This is a genomic window from Tabrizicola aquatica (assembly GCF_002900975.1).
Classification (GTDB): Bacteria; Pseudomonadota; Alphaproteobacteria; order Rhodobacterales; family Rhodobacteraceae; genus Tabrizicola; species Tabrizicola aquatica.
On the sequence record NZ_PJON01000001.1, the window covers coordinates 1,190,293 to 1,209,575 of the forward strand.

18 protein-coding genes are annotated in these 19,283 nt (G+C 67.1%); 8 read left to right on the top strand and 10 right to left on the bottom strand.

Annotation, left to right across the window (positions count from 1 at the left end):
• The first annotated feature begins 87 nt into the window (after nucleotides 1-87).
• The 5 genes from ytfQ to CXR42_RS05825 all read left to right on the top strand — a co-directional run bounded on the left by ytfQ (nucleotide 88) and on the right by CXR42_RS05825 (nucleotide 5,432).
• The gene (ytfQ, locus tag CXR42_RS05805) at nucleotides 88-1,059 is read left to right on the top strand and encodes a galactofuranose ABC transporter, galactofuranose-binding protein YtfQ (protein WP_103256498.1); all 972 of its coding nucleotides are present in this window, start codon (nucleotides 88-90) and stop codon (nucleotides 1,057-1,059) included.
• 105 nt (nucleotides 1,060-1,164) lie between these two features.
• Nucleotides 1,165-2,691, top strand: a complete 1,527-nt coding sequence (locus CXR42_RS05810; protein WP_103257050.1) for a sugar ABC transporter ATP-binding protein — start codon at nucleotides 1,165-1,167, stop codon at nucleotides 2,689-2,691.
• Nucleotides 2,688-3,728, top strand: coding sequence for an ABC transporter permease (locus CXR42_RS05815; RefSeq protein WP_245875346.1), 1,041 nt, complete (start codon nucleotides 2,688-2,690; stop codon nucleotides 3,726-3,728). The genes CXR42_RS05810 and CXR42_RS05815 overlap by 4 nt, the downstream gene beginning before the upstream one ends.
• On the top strand, nucleotides 3,725-4,684 hold the full coding sequence (yjfF, locus tag CXR42_RS05820) for a galactofuranose ABC transporter, permease protein YjfF (protein ID WP_103256499.1): 960 nt from the start codon (nucleotides 3,725-3,727) through the stop codon (nucleotides 4,682-4,684). The genes CXR42_RS05815 and yjfF overlap by 4 nt, the downstream gene beginning before the upstream one ends.
• 16 nt (nucleotides 4,685-4,700) lie before the next feature.
• On the top strand, nucleotides 4,701-5,432 hold the full coding sequence (locus tag CXR42_RS05825) for a FadR/GntR family transcriptional regulator (RefSeq protein WP_103256500.1): 732 nt from the start codon (nucleotides 4,701-4,703) through the stop codon (nucleotides 5,430-5,432).
• An 88-nt stretch (nucleotides 5,433-5,520) separates the two neighbouring features.
• Here the strand turns inward: CXR42_RS05825 and dctP are convergent, their stop codons facing one another.
• The 4 genes from dctP to CXR42_RS05845 are packed head-to-tail and all read right to left on the bottom strand — an operon-like array spanning nucleotide 5,521 to nucleotide 9,300.
• Nucleotides 5,521-6,615, bottom strand: coding sequence for a TRAP transporter substrate-binding protein DctP (gene dctP / locus CXR42_RS05830; protein WP_103257052.1), 1,095 nt, complete (start codon nucleotides 6,613-6,615; stop codon nucleotides 5,521-5,523).
• Between the two features lie 51 nt (nucleotides 6,616-6,666).
• The gene (locus CXR42_RS05835; protein WP_103256501.1) at nucleotides 6,667-8,007 is read right to left on the bottom strand and encodes a TRAP transporter large permease; all 1,341 of its coding nucleotides are present in this window, start codon (nucleotides 8,005-8,007) and stop codon (nucleotides 6,667-6,669) included.
• Nucleotides 8,007-8,516, bottom strand: coding sequence for a TRAP transporter small permease subunit (locus tag CXR42_RS05840; RefSeq protein ID WP_103256502.1), 510 nt, complete (start codon nucleotides 8,514-8,516; stop codon nucleotides 8,007-8,009). The genes CXR42_RS05835 and CXR42_RS05840 overlap by 1 nt, the downstream gene beginning before the upstream one ends.
• A 25-nt stretch (nucleotides 8,517-8,541) precedes the next feature.
• On the bottom strand, nucleotides 8,542-9,300 hold the full coding sequence (locus tag CXR42_RS05845) for a DeoR/GlpR family DNA-binding transcription regulator (RefSeq protein WP_103256503.1): 759 nt from the start codon (nucleotides 9,298-9,300) through the stop codon (nucleotides 8,542-8,544).
• A gap of 169 nt (nucleotides 9,301-9,469) precedes the next feature.
• Here CXR42_RS05845 and CXR42_RS05850 point away from each other — a divergent pair, with 169 nt between their 5' ends.
• From CXR42_RS05850 to CXR42_RS05860, 3 genes are read left to right on the top strand one after another with little or no spacing between them, the layout of a single operon-like run.
• Nucleotides 9,470-10,852 (top strand): NAD(P)/FAD-dependent oxidoreductase, encoded by a 1,383-nt coding sequence (locus tag CXR42_RS05850; protein WP_103256504.1) that lies wholly within the window; start codon nucleotides 9,470-9,472, stop codon nucleotides 10,850-10,852.
• Nucleotides 10,845-12,056, top strand: coding sequence for an NAD(P)/FAD-dependent oxidoreductase (locus CXR42_RS05855; RefSeq protein WP_103256505.1), 1,212 nt, complete (start codon nucleotides 10,845-10,847; stop codon nucleotides 12,054-12,056). The genes CXR42_RS05850 and CXR42_RS05855 overlap by 8 nt, the downstream gene beginning before the upstream one ends.
• Nucleotides 12,053-13,465: an FGGY family carbohydrate kinase gene (locus CXR42_RS05860; protein ID WP_103256506.1), complete on the top strand. Its 1,413-nt coding sequence runs from the start codon at nucleotides 12,053-12,055 to the stop codon at nucleotides 13,463-13,465. The genes CXR42_RS05855 and CXR42_RS05860 overlap by 4 nt, the downstream gene beginning before the upstream one ends.
• Here CXR42_RS05860 and uxuA read toward each other — a convergent pair.
• The 6 genes from uxuA to CXR42_RS05890 all read right to left on the bottom strand — a co-directional run bounded on the left by uxuA (nucleotide 13,450) and on the right by CXR42_RS05890 (nucleotide 19,280).
• Complete coding sequence (uxuA, locus tag CXR42_RS05865) at nucleotides 13,450-14,646, bottom strand: mannonate dehydratase (protein WP_103256507.1); 1,197 nt, start codon at nucleotides 14,644-14,646, stop codon at nucleotides 13,450-13,452. The genes CXR42_RS05860 and uxuA overlap by 16 nt on opposite strands.
• Entirely contained in the window at nucleotides 14,643-16,052 is a 1,410-nt protein-coding gene (locus CXR42_RS05870; RefSeq protein ID WP_103257053.1) for a mannitol dehydrogenase family protein, read from the bottom strand. The genes uxuA and CXR42_RS05870 overlap by 4 nt, the downstream gene beginning before the upstream one ends.
• A 78-nt stretch (nucleotides 16,053-16,130) precedes the next feature.
• Nucleotides 16,131-16,856, bottom strand: a complete 726-nt coding sequence (gene kduD / locus CXR42_RS05875; RefSeq protein WP_103256508.1) for a 2-dehydro-3-deoxy-D-gluconate 5-dehydrogenase KduD — start codon at nucleotides 16,854-16,856, stop codon at nucleotides 16,131-16,133.
• A complete protein-coding gene (kduI, locus tag CXR42_RS05880; protein ID WP_103256509.1) occupies nucleotides 16,853-17,677 on the bottom strand; it encodes a 5-dehydro-4-deoxy-D-glucuronate isomerase in 825 nt (274 codons plus the stop codon). The genes kduD and kduI overlap by 4 nt, the downstream gene beginning before the upstream one ends.
• Complete coding sequence (locus CXR42_RS05885) at nucleotides 17,671-17,994, bottom strand: cupin domain-containing protein (protein ID WP_103256510.1); 324 nt, start codon at nucleotides 17,992-17,994, stop codon at nucleotides 17,671-17,673. The genes kduI and CXR42_RS05885 overlap by 7 nt, the downstream gene beginning before the upstream one ends.
• A gap of 5 nt (nucleotides 17,995-17,999) precedes the next feature.
• A complete protein-coding gene (locus CXR42_RS05890; protein ID WP_103256511.1) occupies nucleotides 18,000-19,280 on the bottom strand; it encodes a TRAP transporter large permease in 1,281 nt (426 codons plus the stop codon).
• Between the last annotated feature and the right edge of the window lie 3 nt (nucleotides 19,281-19,283).

Here is a 19,283-nt window from a genome sequence, read left to right on the forward strand (position 1 = left end):
CAGATTCCTTGCATATAGTAATACTTTTGCTAACGTCCCCTCAGCCGGCCTTGGGAGAAGGGCCGGGCTTTCCATCGGGAGGAAAACATGAAGCTTATCAAGACTCTCGCGCTTGGCGCGGGACTGGCGGGCTTGTTGATGTCGGCAGCCTATGCCGAAGGACTGCAAGGCAAAGTCATCGGTTTTTCGCAGATCGGGTCGGAATCCGGCTGGCGTGCGGCCGAGACATCCGTGACCAAGGCGGAAGCCGAAGCCCGGGGCATCGACCTGAAATTCGCCGATGCGCAGCAAAAGCAGGAAAACCAGATCAAGGCGATCCGCGGCTTCATCGCCCAGGGCGTTGACGCGATCCTGGTCGCCCCGGTCGTGGCCACCGGCTGGGAGGAAGTCCTGACCGAAGCCAAGGAAGCAAATATCCCCGTCGTCCTTCTGGACCGCGGGATCGAGGGGCCAGAGGATCTGTATCTGACCTCCGTCGCCTCGGACCAGGTGAAGGAAGGCCGTGTCGCCGGCGAATGGCTGGTGGGCGCGGTCGGCGACAAGCAGTGCAACGTGGTCGAGTTGCAGGGCACTGTCGGCTCCTCGCCCGCGATCAACCGCAAGCAGGGCTTCGAAGAGGCGCTGGCCGGCAAGGCGAACCTTGCGATCATCCGCAGCCAGACCGGGGACTTCACCCGTTCGAAGGGCAAGGAAGTGATGGAAGGCTTCCTGAAGGCCGAAGGCGGCGGGGCGAACATCTGCGCCGTTTACGCCCACAACGACGACATGGCGGTGGGTGCGATCCAGGCGATCAAGGATGCCGGCCTGAAGCCGGGCACGGATATCCTGGTCGTGTCGATCGACGCGGTCCCCGATATCTTCGCCGCGATGGTCGCCGGTGAGGCGAACGCCACGGTCGAGCTGACCCCGAACATGGCCGGTCCCGCCTTCGACGCGCTGCAAGCCTATTGGGACGCGGGCACGGAACCGGCAAAGTTCATCATCACCGAGTCGAAGCTCTATACCCCCGCGGATGACCCGCAGGGCGAGTACGACCGCCGCAAAGGCCTTGGCTACTAGGTTTCCTAGCCAGGGTGCCGTCGGGCGGGGGTTCACGGCCCCGCCCGGCGGAATTGCTTTATCCGCGGGATAAGCGGACAGTCGAACGAAGTGGGGGAGGCAGGCATGACGGATGCTCCGGTTCTGGAGGCCCCGGTTCTGGAGGCCAAGGCGATCGTCAAGGTCTTTGGCCAGCACCGTGCGCTGGATGGGGTGGATTTCACCGCCCATGCCGGCGAGGTTCATGCGCTTCTGGGCGAGAACGGCGCGGGGAAATCGACGCTGATCAAGATCCTGACCGGCGCCTACCAGCCTGACGGCGGAGAGCTTCTGTTGGACGGCCAGCCGATCCACCTGCGCGACCCCTTGCACGGCCAGACCTACGGAATCGGCACGGTCTACCAGGAGGTGAACCTGCTGCCCAACCGCTCGGTCGCGGAAAACCTGTTCCTTGGTCGCCAGCCCACCCGCTTTGGCCTGGTCGATCGCAAGCGCATCGACGCCCAGGCGCGCGACCTTCTTGGCCGCTACGGGCTTGAGATCGACGTGCGGGCGGAACTCTCGGAATACTCGGTCGCCGTCCAGCAGATCGTCGCCATCGCCCGCGCGGTCGAGCTTTCGGGCAAGGTCCTGGTCCTGGACGAACCCACCGCCAGCCTGGACCGCAACGAGGTCCAGCGCCTGTTCGACGTGGTGCGCGGGTTGAAGGCCAAGGGGCTGGCGATCATCTTCATCACCCATTTCCTGGATCAAGTGTTCGACCTTGCCGACCGCGTGACCATCCTGCGCAACGGCCGCAAGGTCGCCTCGCAACCGTTGAACACCCTGAACACCACCGATGTCGTCCGCATGATGCTGGGCAAGGACGTCGCCTTCGACCACCACCCCACCGCCCTGGCGGGCGGCCCCAAGGGCGCCGTACGGGTCCAGTTCCAGGGGATCGGCCGCAAGGGAATGGCCCCCTTCAACCTTGCCGTCCACGAAGGCGAGGTTGTCGGCGTCGCGGGCCTCCTCGGCTCGGGCCGCACCGAGGTTGCCCGGCTGATGTTCGGCGTGGACGGGGCCGAAACGGGCCAGGTGCTGGTCGACGGCCAGCCCGTCACCATCCGCAACCCCGCCCAAGCCGTCGCCGCCGGCTTCGGCTTCTGCCCCGAGGACCGCAAGCTGGACGGCATCTTCGGCGACCTTTCCGTGCGCGAAAACATCATCATCGCGCTGCAGGCCAAGCTTGGCTGGTTCAAGGCCCTGAACCGCGAGGATCAGGTCGAACTGGCGGGAAGATATGCCGAGGCGCTGGACATCCGCGCCGCAAACCACGACATGCCGGTGAAACTTCTGTCCGGCGGCAACCAGCAGAAGGTGATCCTCGCCCGCTGGCTGGCCATCGACCCGACCTTCCTGATCCTGGATGAGCCCACCCGCGGCATCGACGTCGGCGCCCATGCCGAGATTGTCCGCACCATCAACCGCCTGCGGGAAGAGGGCCTGGCCCTCTTCGTCATCTCCTCGGAACTGGACGAGGTCGTCGCCTATTCCAACCGCATCGTCGTCATGCGCGACCGCGAGATGGTGGCGGAACTTGACGGCGACACCATCGCCCCCGATGCCATCGTCCAGGCCATCGCCGGAACCCCTGAAGAGGCCCACCCGTGACCCGTCCGACCGTCGACCTGCGCCCGACCGGCCAGCCGCCCCTGCCCCGGCCCCGCCCCATCGCGACCTTCTTCACCCGGCCCCAGGTCATCGCCCTGGCCGCTGTCCTGCTGGTCAACTGGGCGCTCTTCCCCGGCTTCTTCACCATCACCTGGCAGGACGGCCGCCTGTTCGGCAGCCTGATCGACGTGCTGAACCGCGGCGCGCCGGTCGCGATCCTGGCCATCGGCATGACGATGGTCATCGCGACCAAGGGCGTGGACCTGTCGGTCGGCGCGGTCATGGCGATCAGCGGCGCCACCGCTGCGACCCTGGTCACGAACGGCGTCCCCGCCCCCGTCGCTGTCCTGGCCGCGCTTGGCACCGGGGTTCTCTGCGGTCTCTGGAACGGCATCCTGGTCACGCTCCTGGATATCCAGCCGATCATCGCCACCCTGGTCCTGATGGTCGCCGGCCGCGGTCTTGCCCAGCTGATCACCGAGGGCACCATCGTCACCTTCGCCGACCCGCTCCTGATCTTCATCGGCACCGGCAGTTTCCTGGGCCTGCCAATGCCCGTCGTGATCGCGCTGGTCCTGATGATCCTGGCCACCCTCCTCGTGCGCCGCACCGCCCTTGGTCTGTTGATCGAGGCGGTGGGCGTCAACCGCTCGGCCGCCCGGTTCGCGGGGCTGAAGGCCAACGCGCTCCTCCTGATCGTTTACACTTTCGCGGGCTTCTGCGCCGCCATCTCGGGCCTGATCGTCGCCGGGGACATCCGGGGGGCCGACGCCAATAACGCAGGCCTCTGGCTGGAACTCGACGCAATCCTCGCCGTCGTCATCGGCGGCACCTCCCTGATGGGCGGGCGCTTTTCCATCCCGATGGCGGTCCTCGGCGCGATGATCATCCAGGCGATGAACACCGGCATCCTGATTTCCGGCTTCTCTCCCGAGTTCAACCTGGTCGTCAAATCGGCCGTGATCATCGTGATCCTGGTCCTGCAATCGCCCCTGTCCGCCCGCCTCTTCCGCCGTTTGCCCGGAGCGCAAAAATGAACCGCAGCCTCCGGCCCCTGCTGGCGACGACCCTGATCTTCCTTTTCGCCTACATGCTGGCCGTCACCCAGCAACCGGCGATGCTGTCGACCCGCGTCCTCGGCAACTTTCTGACCGACAACGCTTTCCTCGGCATCGCGGCGGTGGGGATGACCTTCGTCATCCTGTCGGGCGGGATCGACCTTAGCGTCGGCGCGGTGATCGGTTTCACCACCGTCCTCGTGGCCGTCCTGATCATGTGGCTGCAACTCCACCCGCTGGTCGCCTTCGCCGTCGCGCTTGCGGTCGCCACCGCCTTCGGCGCGATCATGGGGGCCGCGATCCATTATCTGAAGGTGCCAAGCTTCATCGTCACGCTGGCCGGCATGTTCCTCGCCCGTGGCGGGGCCTCCGTCCTGTCGCCCGACTCCATCGGCATCGAGCATCCCTTCTTCACCGCCGTGCAGAAAAGCTACATCCTCCTGCCCGGGGGCGGCCGCCTGACGGTTGTCGGCATGATCATGCTGGCCGTCTTTGCCGCCGCGATCCTGCTCGCGCATCGCACGCGCTTTGGGTCGAACGTCTATGCCCTGGGCGGGTCCGAAACCTCGGCCGCGCTGATGGGGGTGCCGGTGGCCCGCACCACGATCTCGATCTATGCGCTGTCGGGCTTCCTTGCCGGCCTCGCCGGGGTGGTGTTCTCGCTTTACACCTCGGCCGGATACAGCCTGAACGCGCTTGGGGTCGAGCTGGACGCCATCGCCGCCGTGGTGATCGGGGGCACGCTTTTGACCGGGGGCTACGGCTTTGTCGCAGGAACCTTCATCGGCGTGATGCTGCAGGGATTGGTGCAAACCTACATCGTCTTTGACGGAACCTTGTCCAGCTGGTGGACCAAGATTGTCGTCGGCGTGCTTTTGTTTATGTTCATCCTGCTGCAACGGCTGGTCTTCCGGGCCGGGCCGCGAAGAACCTGAAGGGCCGTGGACGAGTATGAGCGAACCCGGGAGCCTGATCCGAACGCTCTCCGGGCGGCCAGCGGCGCGGAATTACCATTCCTATGTGATCAACGAGGTGGGCCGGGCCATCGTCTCGGGCGAGATGCCGGTGGGGTCGGGCCTGCCTGGCGATGCCGAGATGATGGACCGTTTCGGCGTTTCCCGCACCGTTTTGCGTGAGGCGCTCAAGACGCTGGAAGCCAAGGGCCTGGTCGAAGCCCGCGCCAAGGTCGGCACCCGCGTCCTCCCGCAATCGCGCTGGAACCTCTTCGACCGGCAAATTCTGGCGTGGAAGCTGGAAAGCGATCCCTCCCCGGCGTTTCTGGCTTCTTTCCAGACCATCCGTGAAAGCCTTGAAGTCGAGGCCGCGAAGCTGGCTGCCCGGCACCGCGAGGCCGAACACGTCCGCCTGTTGAACTACTGGCTGAACCAGCGCGCCGTGATGGCGCAGCAGCCCGAACCCTTTGCCATGGCCGAGTTCGAGATCCACCGCGTCGTGGCCGAGGCTTCGGGCAACCCCTTCCTGCGGGCGGCGACGGCGATGATGGAATTCGGCGTGGCCGTGGCCGTGAAGGCCCGGCTGGTGGGCGAGTTCGAGGCCCCTCCCGGCGGTCTGGCCGAGGCCAAGGCCCCGCAATACGAGGCCCTGGTCCAGGCCGTGGAACGAGGCGAGGCCGAGGCGGCCGCGCAGGCCATGTCGCATCTGATGGGTCTGCCCGCGGGTTGACGGATCGTTAACGTCCGCGGGCAATCCCTTGATATTGCTGCGCTGGCCCCGGCCGTCCTGCGTGGACAGCCGGGGTTGGCACGCGCCCTCAGCGGTAGGGGTAGCCGGCCTTTTCCATCGTGGCGGCGTATTTCTTGAACGCCTCCACCACCCGGGCCGACCGCGGCGACGAGGCCGCGATCTCGTCCCAGAAGCCGTTGGAATCGGCCAGGACCTGCTGCCATTCCTCGGCCGGCAGCGAGGTCAGCTCCATCTTCTCGCCCTCGACCCGCAGCTTCGCCTCGCCACCCCAATACCAGACGTTGCGATAGTAGTGGGACTGGTCGATCGTGGTGCGGAACAGCTGCTGCAGATGCGGCGGCACCTTCTGCCAGCTGGCGGTATTGGCGAAGTAGGACCCGAACCAGGCCCCGGTGACCGAGTTCGTCAGGGCATATTTGCAGACATCGGCCCAGCCGACCTCATACGCCTCAGTGAAGCCGCACCAGGCCACGCCGTCAAGTTCGCCGGTCTGCATCGCGACTTCCACGTTGTCCCACGGGATCGTCACCGGCACGAGGCCGTATTTGGACAGGAACCGCCCCGCCGTCGGCACGCCAAAGACGCGCAGGCCCTGCATGTCTGCCAGCGAGCGGATCGGCTTGTCCACGGTGAAGATGTGCAAGGGGTCCCAGGCCCCGGCGGACAGCCAGGTCACGCCCTCGACCTCGGAATACGCCTCTTCCCAGATTTCCTTCAGCCCGTAGTACTGGAACAGCGCCGGCACATCGAGGCTGTAACGGGTGGCAAAGGGGAAGTAGCCGCCAAAGACCGCGATATCGACCGGCGAGGCCATCGTCGCCTCGTCCGACTGCACCGCGTCGATGGTCCCGCTTTGCAGCGCGCGGAAGAGGTCGGCCGTGGGGACCAGCTGATCGGCGTAGTAAAGCTCGATCTCCATCTCGCCATTGGCAGCGGCGTTGAAGGCCTCGATCTGCGGCTTGATCACATGGGCACCCAAGGGCGCGCCGGAATAGGTCTGCAGCCGCCACTTGATCGGCCCGGTCTGCGCGTTCACGTAGGGTGCGGCCAGCGTCGCCCCCGCAGCGGCACCGGCACCCAGTACCGACTTGCGAAGGAAGTTCCGCCGCGAGGCAAGGATCGCCTCGGACGGGCTGGCGGGTTTCTTGGGATCGGTCGTCATGTCCATCTCCTGTTGCTATGGGCTTCTTTGGCCCGGGTGGGTGGTCGGTGGTCAGCCCCGCACGCTTTGCAACTGCTCGGGCAGCCACAGGGCGATCTGGGGAAAGAGCATCAGCAACACGATCGTCAGCGCCATCATGGCCGCGAAGGGCCAGACGGACCGATAGATGTCGCCCAACGAGATATCGTCGGGCGCCAGCGATCGCATGAGGAACAGGTTATAGCCGAAGGGCGGCGTGATATAGGCGATCTGGCAGGTGATCGTGTAGAGGATACCGTACCAGACCAGCTGGTTGTCAAAGCCCAGATCAAGGGTGCCGACCAGCGGGATATAGAGCGGTGCCACGATCACCAGCATCGCGGTGTCGTCCAGGAACATGCCCAGCAACAGGAAGCTGAGCTGCATCATGATGATGATCGCCCAGGGGCTGAGTTCCCATTGCGTCAGGAACAGGTTCTCGATCGACTTGACCGCGCCCAGCCCGTCGAACACCGCGCCAAAGGCCAGCGCGGCCAGGATCAGCCACATGAACATACAGGACACGGCCAGGGTCTTCATCGAGGTCTCGCGCACCAGACGCCAGCTGAAGCGGCCCTTGACCCAGGCCGCCAGCGTCGCCGCCGAGGCCCCCACGGCCGAGCTTTCGACCAGGCTGGTGACGCCCGTGACGAAGAGGCCGGTCATGGTGAAGAAGATCACGAAGGGAATGATCCCGGCCTTGGCCAGCGCCAGCTTCTGGCCCAGCGGCATCGCCAGTTCCTCGACCGGGACCGGCGGCGCAAGCTTCGGGTTCAGCTTGGCGCGGATCATGATGTAGGTGATGAACATCGCCGCCATCAGCAGCCCCGGCATGAGGCCGGCAAACCACAGCTGCGACACCGGCTGCCGCGCGATCATCCCGTAAAGAACCAGCACGACCGAGGGCGGGATCAGGATGCCCAGGGACGAGCCACCCTGCACCACGCCCGAGATCAGCACCTTGTCATAGCCGCGCCGGATCATCTCGGGCAGCGCAATCGTCGCGCCGATGGCCATGCCCGCGACCGAAAGCCCGTTCATCGCCGAGATGATGACCATGACCAGGATCGTCCCCACGGCCAGCCCGCCCGGCAGGCGGCCGAACCAGACATGCATCATCTTGTACAGGTCTTCGGCAATCCCGCTTTCGGCCAGGATATAGCCCATGTAGATGAACATGGGCAGCGTCAGCATGGCGTACCAGTTGAACAGCTTGAACACCTGGTTGTAGGGCAATTCGACCGCGCCGTTGCCATACAGCAGCAGCGCCGCCCCCGCCGCGACAAAGCCGATGGCGGCAAACACCCGCTGGCCAGTGACCAGCAAAAGCGCCATCGAGGCGAACATCAGCAGCGCAATCATCTCATAGGACATCAGATGCGCTCCCCGCGCAGGGTGGCGATGTGCTTGAAAACCAGACTGAAGGCTTGCAGCAGCATCAGCACCAGGCAGACGGTCAGAAGCGACTTGATCGGAATGGTCGAGGGGTTCCAGATCGAGAACCGCTTCTCATTCGTCGCAATCGCGTATTGCAGCGAAGAGATGGAGCCCCAGAGCATCACGCCCAGGTAGAAGATCATGCACCAGATGGTGACCAGATCCAGCTTGGCCTTCCCGCGCTCGGACAGGTTGGCGTACCACAGGTCCATCCGCACATGTTCGTTGTTCTTCAACGTGATCGGCCCGCCCATGAAGTAATAGGCGGCCAGCGTGAACTGCGTCAGTTCGATCGCCCAATGCACCGGCATGTTGATCACGTTGCGGGTGAAGGCGTCGAACAGCAGCACCGCCCCCATGAAGAAGATCAGCGAGGCGGCCAGATAGCCCACATAATCCGAGATGCGGTCGATAAAGCGCACATAGCCCTTAATCAGTTGCGGCATGGTGCCCCCGTTTGCCGCGGTGCCGTCAGGTCCAAAGTTCCACTCCCTTGTCGCGCAGCGCCTCTCTGTGCGCCTTGTCCAGGTTGTCATCACTGATGATCAGGTCGATTTCTTCGATACCGCACACGGCATAGGCAGCCTGGCGTCCGAATTTGGTGGCGTCGGCCAGCACGGTCAGGGTGCGGGCGTGGCGGACCATGGCACGGGCGATCTGTGCCTCGTCCAGGCTGGCATCCATCGCCCCCAGGTCGGGGTCCAGCGCGGCGACCGTCAGGATCGCGCGGTCGGCGCGAAAGGACTGCAACTGCTCGACCACGGCGGTGCCGGTGGTCTGGGCATTGTCCGCGCCATAGCGGCCGCCCAGAAGATGGATGGTGGCGTCGGTCCCGACGCGGGCGATGCGCTCGGCCAGACGGCAGGAATTGGTGATGATGGTCAGGTTCGGCACGGATGCCAGCGATTCCGCCGCGGCCAGCGTGGTCGATCCGGTATCGACGAACACCGTCTCGCCCGCCTCCAGCGCGCTGGCAAGGCGGTGACCGATGGCGGCTTTCGCCTCGGTCGCTGTTGTCTCGCGCTGGGTGTGGCTGGGCTCCTGGATCAGCCGGGGCCGCCGCGCGCCGCCATGCACCTTCTGCACCCGGCCACGTTCGGCCAGTTGACCAAGGTCGCGTCGGATCGTTTCGGGCGAGACATCAAAGCGTTGCGCCAGAAGCTCGACCGAGGCTTCCCCTTCGCGCCTGATGATCGCCTCGATCTGAGGCTGTCGTTCGTGCGGCTTCATCCTTCACCCCGCCTGCCAGCCGACACGGGGCCGGGCCACAGGTCAACAGTTTTCTTGCACCCCTGACCGAACAAACGTTTCCCCGGGTCCAGACGCCGGGATTCGCGGCAGTCAGCTTGACAAGAATGACCGAATAGTCAATTCCTGACGGAAACCACATGAGGGACCGATGTCCGACCCCCTCTCCCTGGGCAGCTATGACGTGGCGGTGATCGGCGCGGGCGTGGTCGGTTGCGCGTTGGCGCGGGCCTTCACGTTGGCCGGTGCGCGTGTGGTGGTGCTGGAAAAGGCGGCCGACGTGCTTGATGGCGCGTCCAAGGGCAACAGCGCGATCCTGCACACCGGATTCGACGCGCCGGAAGGGTCGCTAGAACTGGCCTGCATCCGCGATGGCTATGCGCTGTATCACGAGGTCCGCGAAAGGCTGGGCCTGCCCCTGGTCCGCGCGGGCGCGATGGTCCTGGCCTGGAGCGAGGAAGAGGTCGCCAGCCTGCCCACCCTGATGGCCCAGGCCGAGGCGAACGGGATCACCGATCTGGAGCCCCTGACCGGCCCCGGCGCGCGTGCGCTGGAACCGGCGCTGTCGGCGGCGGTCAGGGCGGGGTTTCGCGTGCCGGGCGAGCATCTGATCGACCCCTGGTCGGCCGCGCATGGCTATTTGGCGCAGGCCCTGGCCAACGGCGCGGTCCTGCTGCGGCAGGCCGAGGTGCTGGCCGGCCGTCATTCGGGCGGGGTCTGGCATCTGGCGACGACGGCAGGGGCGGTTTCGGCCGATCTGGTCATCAACGCCGCCGGGCTTTGGGGCGATGAGGTCGACCGCCGCGTCACCGGCGAAAGCTGGTTCACGATCAAGCCGCGCAAGGGGCAGTTCGTGGTCTATGACAAGACCGCTGCCGCGCTGGCCGGGCATATCCTGCTGCCGGTGCCCACCAAGATCACCAAGGGGATCGTCGTCTGCCGGACCGCCTTTGGCAACCTGCTTGTCGGTCCCACTGCCGAGGAACAGGACGACCGCGACCATGCCACGGTCGAGCGTGAGACCCTGCAGGCCCTGATGCGCCGGGGCGAAGAGATCCTGCCCGCGCTGGCGGAGCATGAGGTGACGGCGGTCTATGCCGGCCTGCGCCCGGCGACCGAGGAAAAGCACTATCGCATCCGCGACGACCTGGCGCCGGGCTATATCTGCGTGGGCGGCATCCGCTCGACCGGCCTGTCGGCGGCCTTGGGGATCGCGGCGCATGTGCTGCGGCTGGCAGGGCGGGATTGGGCGGCCCCGGCCGATCCGGTCTGGCCCGCGATGCCCAACATCTCGGTCGACGGCCAACGCGACTGGCAATGTGCGGGCCATGGCGGGATCGTCTGCCATTGCGAATTGGTCACCCGGCGCGAGATCGAGGCGGCGCTGACCGGGCCGATGGCGGCGGGCAGTCTGGCGGGGCTGAAGCGGCGCACGCGGGTGACGATGGGGCGCTGCCAGGGGTTCTACTGCTCGGCCGAGCTGGCGCGGATCAGCGAGGGGCGGCTGTTGCAGCCGATGCTGGAGCATGACTGAGCCCGAGGTCATCGTGGTCGGCGCCGGCCCGGCGGGATTGTCCGCCGCGACCGAACTGGCCCGCGCGGGCCGGCGTGTCGTGGTGCTGGAGCGTGAGGCCGAAGCGGGCGGCGTGCCGCGCCACTGCGGGCACTCGCCCTATGGGATGCGTGAATTCAAGCGGGTGATGAGTGGCCCGGCCTACGCCGCCCGCCTGCGCGACACCGCCCTGGCCGCGGGCGCCACTATCCGCACCGGAACCACGGTGACAGCCCTTCTGCCCGGCGGGCGGGTGGAGGTGACCAGCGACCAAGGCCCCGAGATGCTGGCCGCGCCGGTGGTCCTGCTGGCGATGGGGGTGCGGGAAACCAGCCGCGCCGCCCGGCTGATCGGGGGCGAAAAACCGGGCGGGGTGATGAACACCGCCGCCTTGCAGGGGCTGGTCTATCTGAACGGACAAAGCCCCTTTCGCCGCCCGGTTGTGCTGGGGACGGAACTGGTGGCTTTCTCGGCCCTGCTCACCTGCCGTCACGCCGGGATCAAACCCGCCGCGATGGTCGAGCCGGGTCCCCGCGTCACCGCCTGGTCCGCCGCCCGCTGGCTGCCGCGCCTGATGGGCGTGCCCCTTTATCTGCAGAGCGACATTGCCGCGATCCGTGGCCGCAGCAGGGTCGAGGCGGTGGTCCTGCACACTCCCAACGGAGAGGTGGAGATCGAGGCTGACGGCGTCATCGTCACCGGCGGGTTCCGCCCGGAATCTGCCCTGCTGCGCACCAGCCATCTGGGCGTGGACCCGCAGGGTGGCGGGCCGGTGATCGACGCCTGGGGGCGGCTTGCCGACCCGGCCTATTTCGCCGCCGGCAACCTATTGCGCGGGGTCGAGACCGCCGGCTGGTGCTGGGCCGAGGGCCGGCGCACCGCCCATGCGATCCTGTCCGCGCTGGAGGGCCGACTGCCCGCCCCCGGCGGTGCGCGGCTGACCGTCGCGCATCCCGCCCTGCGCCTGGCGGTGCCGCAGGTCCTTGGACCGGCCTCGGACGCTCCGCACGACCGGCTGCAAATCCGCCTGACCCGCGCCGTGAAGGGCCGCCTGCGCCTGACGCAAGGGGACCGCGTCCTGGTCGAGGCGCGAATCGACGCGCTGCCCGAGCGCCGCCTGTCCCTGCCCCTGCCCCCGACCCTGTCCGATGCCGAGGTCCGGCTGGAACTGGAGGAGACGCGATGAGGATTGCCGCACTCGACCAGGGCACGACCAGCACGCGCATCCTGATGCTGGCGGCAACCGGCCAACTGACCCCGGTCCTGTCCCTGCCGCACGGCCAGGACTATCCCGCGCCGGGCCATGTCGAACAGGATGCCGAGGTGCTGCTGTCCAATCTGGTGCGCTGCCTGCAGGCGGCCGAGGCGGATGTGATCGGGCTGGCGAACCAGGGCGAAAGCTGCCTGGCCTGGGACGCCCGCGACGGGCGGCCTCTGGGGCCGGTGATCTCGTGGCAGGACGACCGGACGGCGGATGTGACCGCCGCCCTTGCGGCCGAAGGTGCGGGGCCAGAGGTGATGGCGCGGGCCGGGCTGCCGCTGGACCCCTATTTCTCGGCCTCGAAGCTAGGCTGGATCCTGCGCCAGGTGCCGGGGGCGGCAGAGCTTGCGCGGGCAGGGCATCTGCGCCTGGGCACGACGGACGCCTTCTTCCGCGACCGGCTGACCGGGCGGTATGAGACGGATATTGCCACCGCCTCGCGCACCTCGCTGATGAACCTGGAGACGGGCGACTGGGACGCGGAGTTGTGTCGCCTGTTCGGGGTGCCGCTGGACGCGCTACCGAAGATCGGGCCGACCTCGGGCGAGTTGGGCAACTTGCCCTGCGGCGGGCGGCTGGTCGCCTCGATCGTCGATCAACAGGCCGCGCTTTATGGCCACGGGTGCCGCACCCCCGGCGCGGCGAAGGTGACCTTCGGGACCGGGGCCTTCGTGCAATGCCTGACCGGGCGGCTGGTCCGCCCCGACCAGCCCGGCCCCTTGCCGACGGTGGCCTGGCAGGCGCAGGGCCAGCCGGTGACCTATGCGCTGGACGGCGGGGTCTATGCTGCGGCCTCGGCGGTGAACTGGGCGCGGGACCTGGGGCTTTTCCGGGCCTTCTGCGAGATTTCCGTCTTTCCCGCCGCCCCGGCCATCGACCGGGGGCTGGCCTTTGTTCCGGCGCTGGCGGGCCTGGGCTGCCCGCACTGGAACCGCGGCGCGCGGGGGGCGTGGCTGGGCCTGGCGCTGGCCGACCGGCGCGAGGACATGATGCAGGCCTTGGTGGAAGGCATCGCCCTGCGGACGGCCGAGGTGCTGGAGGCGATGGCCGCGCTGCAACCTTTCCGGGGGCCGGTCTCGGTCGATGGTGGCCTGGCGAAGAACGGCTATTTCACCGACTTCCTGGCCGAAGTGGCCGGCCACGACCTGTTCCTGCCCGACGAGACCGAGCAGACCGCCGCCGGTCTGGCCCGGATGGCGGCCGAGGCTTTGGGCCTGGTCCTGCCCGACCCGCGCCCCGGCCGCGACCTGGGCGCTCGCCTTGCGCGACGCGGCGCGCGGATGGCCCGCTTTGCCGCCGCCCGCCAGGCGGTCGAGGGTTACGCCCGGGCCTGAGCCGCCCCGTGACTGGCCGACAGCGCCGCCGCAACGCCCCGCAACTCGGCAAGGCCCCGCAGCCGGCCGATCAGCGGATAGCCGGGATGCGTGCCGCGCCCGATGTCGGACAAAAGCTCGTGCCCGTGGTCGGGGCGGAACGGGATCACCGCATCCGCCCGGCCTTCTGCCGTACGGCGGCGCTCTTCGGCCAGAAGCGCGTCGATCAGGGCCACCATGTCGGTGTCGCCTTCCAGATGCGCCGCCTCTTCAAAGCTGCCGTCCGGGTCTTTCCTGACGTTGCGCAGATGGGCAAAGTGGATGCGGTCGGCGAAGCGGCGGGCGATGCCGGGCACGTCATTGGCCGGGTTGGCGCCCAACGAACCTGCGCAGAGCGTAAGGCCATTCGACCGGGCCGGAACCGCCTCCAGCGCGAAAGCGATGCCGTTGGCGTCCGAGACGATGCGCGGCAAGCCCAGCAGGTCGCGCGGCGGGTCGTCGGGGTGGACACAAAAGCGCATGCCAAGATCTTCGGCGGCCGGGATCACCTCCTCCAGGAAGCGGCGATAGTTGGCCCGCAGGGTGGCACGGTCGATCCCGTCATAGCCGTGCAGCGCCCGCTTCAACCCCGCGATGTCGTAGCGGTCATAGGCACCGGGCAAGCCGGACATGATGGAATGAAGAAGCGTCTCGCGGTCCTGTTCCGTCGATTGCTGGAACCAGACGGCGGCGTCCTTGCGGACGTCCTCGGGATAGTCGGCCTCGGCCGCTTGTCGCCCCAGCATGTGCAACTCAAAGGCCGCCATCTTCGGGGCCGAGAAGCGCAGGCAGGTGCCACCGCGCGCAACGGGGGCGTCAAGGTCGGTGCGCGTCCAGTCGATCAGCGGCATGAAATTGTAGCAGATCGTGTGGATGCCGTTGGCCGCAAGGTTGGCCATCGACTGGCGGTAGTTGGCGAAAAGCTGGGACAGGTCCCCTTCCCCGCGCTTGATCCGTTCGTGGATCGGCAGGCTTTCGACGACGACCCAGTCAAAGCCCGCCGCCTGAATCTCGGCCTTGCGGGCGGCGATCCGGTCGGTGGGCCAAACTTCGCCATAGGGAATCTCGTGCAGCGCGGTGACGATGCCGGTGGCGCCGGTTTGGGCGATCTCGGGCAGGGTGATCTTGTCGAAGGGGCCATACCAGCGCCAGCTTTCGATCATGTCAAACTCTCCACGGCGCCACGTGCGCCTTTCTGCAACAGGGATTTCATTGCCAGGGTCAGGCAGGTCTGCATCGCCTTGGCCAGATCGGGCGGGAACACCTCGGCCACCGTAAGAAGGGCCGCGACCTTGCCCACGGTCGTCGATTTGGCCGCCGCCGTGACGCGCAGCCGGTCGGCCAGCGGATCGCGCACGTCGATCGGGCGGCCGCTCAGGTCGGAGCCCCCGACATAGACCATCCAGCCCGCCACGGCGAGCGCGAGGCCCGGGCTGTCGCGCCCGGCCGCCAGGTTCTCGGCCAGCGTGCCCAGGATGCGCTGCGGCAGTTTCTGGCTGCCGTCCATCGCGATCTGCCAGGTCCGGTGCCGGATGCCGGGGTTGCGATAGCGCTCCGCCAGCCGGTCGGCATAGGCGGCAAGGTCGACGCCGGGCGGCGGGGTCAGGGCCGGGATGATCTCGTCCAGCCACAGCGTGCGGGTGAAGGCGGCAAAGACGGGGTCGGCCATGCAGTCGGCGATGGTCTCGTGCCCCGCCAGGTAGCCCAGATAGGCAAGCGACGAATGGGTGCCGTTCAGCATCCGCAGCTTCATATGCTCATAAGCTGTCACGTCGCCGACCAGTTCCACACCGACCGCGGCCAGGTCGGGGCGCCGGCCGTCGACGAAATCATCCTCGATCACCCATTGCCGGAAGGGTTCATGCTGGACCGGGGCACGGTCCTCGGTGCCGGTCAGGCGGGCGACGGTGGCAAGCGTCTCGGACGTGGTGGCCGGCACGATCCGGTCGACCATGGTGGCGGGGAAACGCGCTTCGGTTCGGGTCCAGGCCGCGAGGTCGGGCGAAAGGCGGTGGGCGAAGTCCAGCACCAGACCGCGGAGGAGACGGCCGTTGTTCGGCAGGTTGTCGCAGGTCAGCACGGTAAAGGGGCGCAGTCCGCGCTGCTGGCGCAGCTGCAGGGCGCGGGTCAGGAAGCCGATGGCCGAGCGGGGCAAGGGCTGCGTCAGGTCATGCGCGATATCGGGGTGGTCGGGGTTCAGCCGCCCGGTCGCGGGGTTGTGGCAATAGCCCTTTTCGGTGACGGTCAGGCTGACGATCTTGACGCCGGGATCGGCCATCGCCTCCAGCACGGCCTGCGGGTCCTCGGGCGCGACAAGGACGCCCGTGATGCTGGTGACCAGGCGGGCGGTCTGGCCGTCCGGGCCAAGCTCCAGCGCATGGTAAAGGCCGTCTTGCGGGGCAAGTGCATCGCGGACATCGGGGCGTTGCAGCGAGACGCCAAGGATGCCCCAGTCGCCGGTTCGGTCGGCCTCTTGAATGTAGACCGCGCCATGGGCCCGGAAGAAGGCACCGAGGCCCAGGTGGACGATGCCGACCTTGGGGGCAGGGGTGGTGCGCTGCAGGGTCATGCCGTGGCCTTTCGGCAGGGCCAAAATCCTTCGAAGGATTTTGCAAAAGTTTTCGAAAACTTTTGCGGCTTGCGTGGGTCAGCGGGCAAGCCAGCCTCCATCGACGTTCAGGATCGCGCCGTGGATATAGGCGGCGGCGGGGGAACACAGGAACACGGCGGTGCCGGCGATATCCTCGGGCCGGCCCCAGCGCCCGGCGGGGATGCGATCAAGGATCGCACGGTTCCGCTCGGGATCGGCACGCAGGGCGGTGGTGTTGGCGGTCTCGATATACCCGGGCGCGATGGCGTTCACGTTGATGCCCTTGGCCGCCCATTCGTTGGCCAGAAGCTTCGTCAGCCCCGCAACCCCGTGCTTGGCGGCGGTGTAGGACGGCACGCGGATGCCGCCCTGGAACGACAGCAGCGAGGCGATGTTGACGATCGCGCCGGGGGCCTGGCGCTGGACCAGCGCGCGGGCGAAGGCCTGGGCGGTGAAGAACACGGCCTTCAGGTTCACGTCCATGACCTCGTCCCAGTCCTGTTCGGTGAAGTCCAGGCTGTCGGCACGGCGGATGGTGCCGGCGTTGTTGATCAGAATGTCATAGTCCTGGTCCGCGAAGGTGTCGCGGGCGGCCAGGGGGTCGGCGAAATCCAAGGCGATGACCTGCGCACCGGGGATCAGCGCCAGCGTCGCGTCGCAGTCGCGGCGGGCGGCCAGCGTCACGCGCGCCCCGGCCTGGTGCAGCGCCACGGCAATGGCCTGGCCGATCCCGGCATTGGCGCCGGTCACCAGCGCGTGGCGGCCTTGCAGCAAGAAATTCACCGCAGGTCCCCCATCGCGACCATCTCCACGTCCTTGTAATCCACGTTGTCGCCCGCCATCGCCCAGACGAAAGTATAGCTGCCGGTGCCTGCGCCGCAGTGGATCGACCAGGGCGGCGAGAGGACCGCCTCTTCGTTGGCGACGACCAGGTGGCGGGTTTCCGACGGCTCGCCCATCATGTGAAAGACCCGCGCCTCGGGGGCGAGGTCAAAGTAGAAATACGCTTCCATCCGGCGGTCGTGGAGGTGGGCGGGCATGGTGTTCCAGACTGAACCGCCGTGGAATTTGGTATAGCCCAGAACCAGTTGGCAGCTTTCCATCACCTCGGGGTGGATGAACTGATAGATGGTGCGGTGGTTCGCCGTTTCCGCCGCACCGGTGGTGAAGTTCTTCGCCTCGGCCAGCCGGATCAGACGGGCGGGAAGGCTGGCATGGGCGGGGGCGGAGGTCAGGTAGAACCTGCCCTGCCCCGCGAAAGTAACCGGCCCAAGACCGCGGCCAAGGTAAAGGACGTCGCCCTTCTCCATCGCGTAGGACTGGCCTGCGGCGGTCACAGTTCCGGGCCCGCCGACGTTGACCACGCCCAACTCGCGCCGGTCAAGGAGACTGGCGGTGCCACATTCCTTGACCTGGTCCAGCGTCAGCGTGTCGCCCGCCGGGACCGCCCCACCCACGATCATCCGGTCGTAATGGCTGTAGATCAGGCGGATTTCGCCATTCTCAAACAGGCCCTGGCCCAGGAAGGCCCCGCGCAGGGCGGTGGTGTCCATGCCCTTGGCCTCAAACGGGGATACGGCGGGGCGGGTTTCGACGGTCAGCATGGTGCGGCCTTTCGGAGAAAATCGTCGCGGCGGGGGGTGAAGCTGTCGATCAGCACCCCCGCCTCAAGGCAGCGGCAGCCGTGGACGGCCCCGCCGGGGATGATGAAGCTGTCGCCGGGGCCGACCTCGCGGTCCTGCCCGGCGATGGTGAAGGCAAAGCGGCCCGACTGGACATAGGTCGCCTGCACATGGGGATGCTGGTGCAGCGCGCCCTCGCCGCCCGCGTCGAAGCGGAAGGCGACGACCATCAGGTCGGGGTGGTCCGACAGGACCTGGCGCGTGACACCGGGGCCAGTGGCGATGATGGGATAGGTCATGGGGATCACCGGAACAGCGAGGGCAGCCACAGCGACAGGCCAGGGATATAGGTCACCAGCATCAACGTGGCGAAGGCCGCGCCGTAGAAGGGCCAGATCGAGCGCAGCACCTGCCCGACCCCGATCCGCCCCACCGCGCAGCCGACGAAAAGGACGGCCCCCACCGGCGGCGTGCAAAGGCCGATCCCGAGGTTCAGCACCATGATCACCCCGAAATGCACCGGGTCCACACCGAAGGCGGTGGCGACAGGCAAGAAGATCGGCGTGGTGATCACGATCAGCGGCGACATGTCCATGAACGTGCCCAGGAACAGCAGGATCAGGTTGATCAGCAGCAGGATGACGATGGGATTGTCCGAGACGCCCTTCATCACCTCGATCATGTTCGCCGGAACCTTCAGGACCGCCAAGAGCCAGCCGAAGGCCGCCGCACAGCCGATGACCATCAGCACCATCGCGGTGGTGCGGACGGCGGCGAAGGTGGCGGCCACGAAGTTCTTCCAGTCCATCGTCCGATAGGCCAGCACGGTGACAAGGAGCGCATAGACCGCCGCCACGCAGGAGGATTCCGAGGCGGTGAACACGCCCGAGCGGACCCCGACGAAGATGATCGCGATCAGCAGGATGCCGGGGATCGCGTTCAGAAGCAGGCCGCCGACGGCGGACCAGCCGGGGAAGGGATCGGTCGGATACCCGCGCTTCGCGGCGACCAGCCAGGCGGCGACCATCAGCGAGACCGCCAGCATCAGGCCGGGCAGGATGCCGGCGGTGAACAGGTCAGCGATGGAAATGCGCCCGCCCCCGGCGATGGAATAGATGATCATGTTGTGGCTGGGCGGGATCATCAGCGCGATGATCGACGAGACCACGGTCACGTTGACCGCGTAATCCACGCCATAGCCGCGCTCCTTCATCTGCGGGATCATCAGCCCCCCGATGGCCGAGGCATCGGCGGCCGCCGACCCCGAGATGCCGCCGAACAGGACCGAGGCCGAGATGTTCACCTGGCCCAACCCGCCGCGCATGTGGCCGACAAGGCCCCCGGCCAGCGCCACCAGACGGCGGGCGATGTCGCCGCGCACCATCAACTCGCCGGCAAAGATGAAAAACGGGATCGCCATCAGCGCAAAGACCGAGACGCCCGAATTCAACCGCTGGAACACGACGATCGGCGGCAGTTCCATGTAAAGGACGGTCGCGAAGGAGGCGATGCCCAGGCAGAAGGCAACCGGCGTGCCGATCAGCAGCAGCGTGGCGAAGGTGCCGAACAGGATCCACAGTTCCATGGC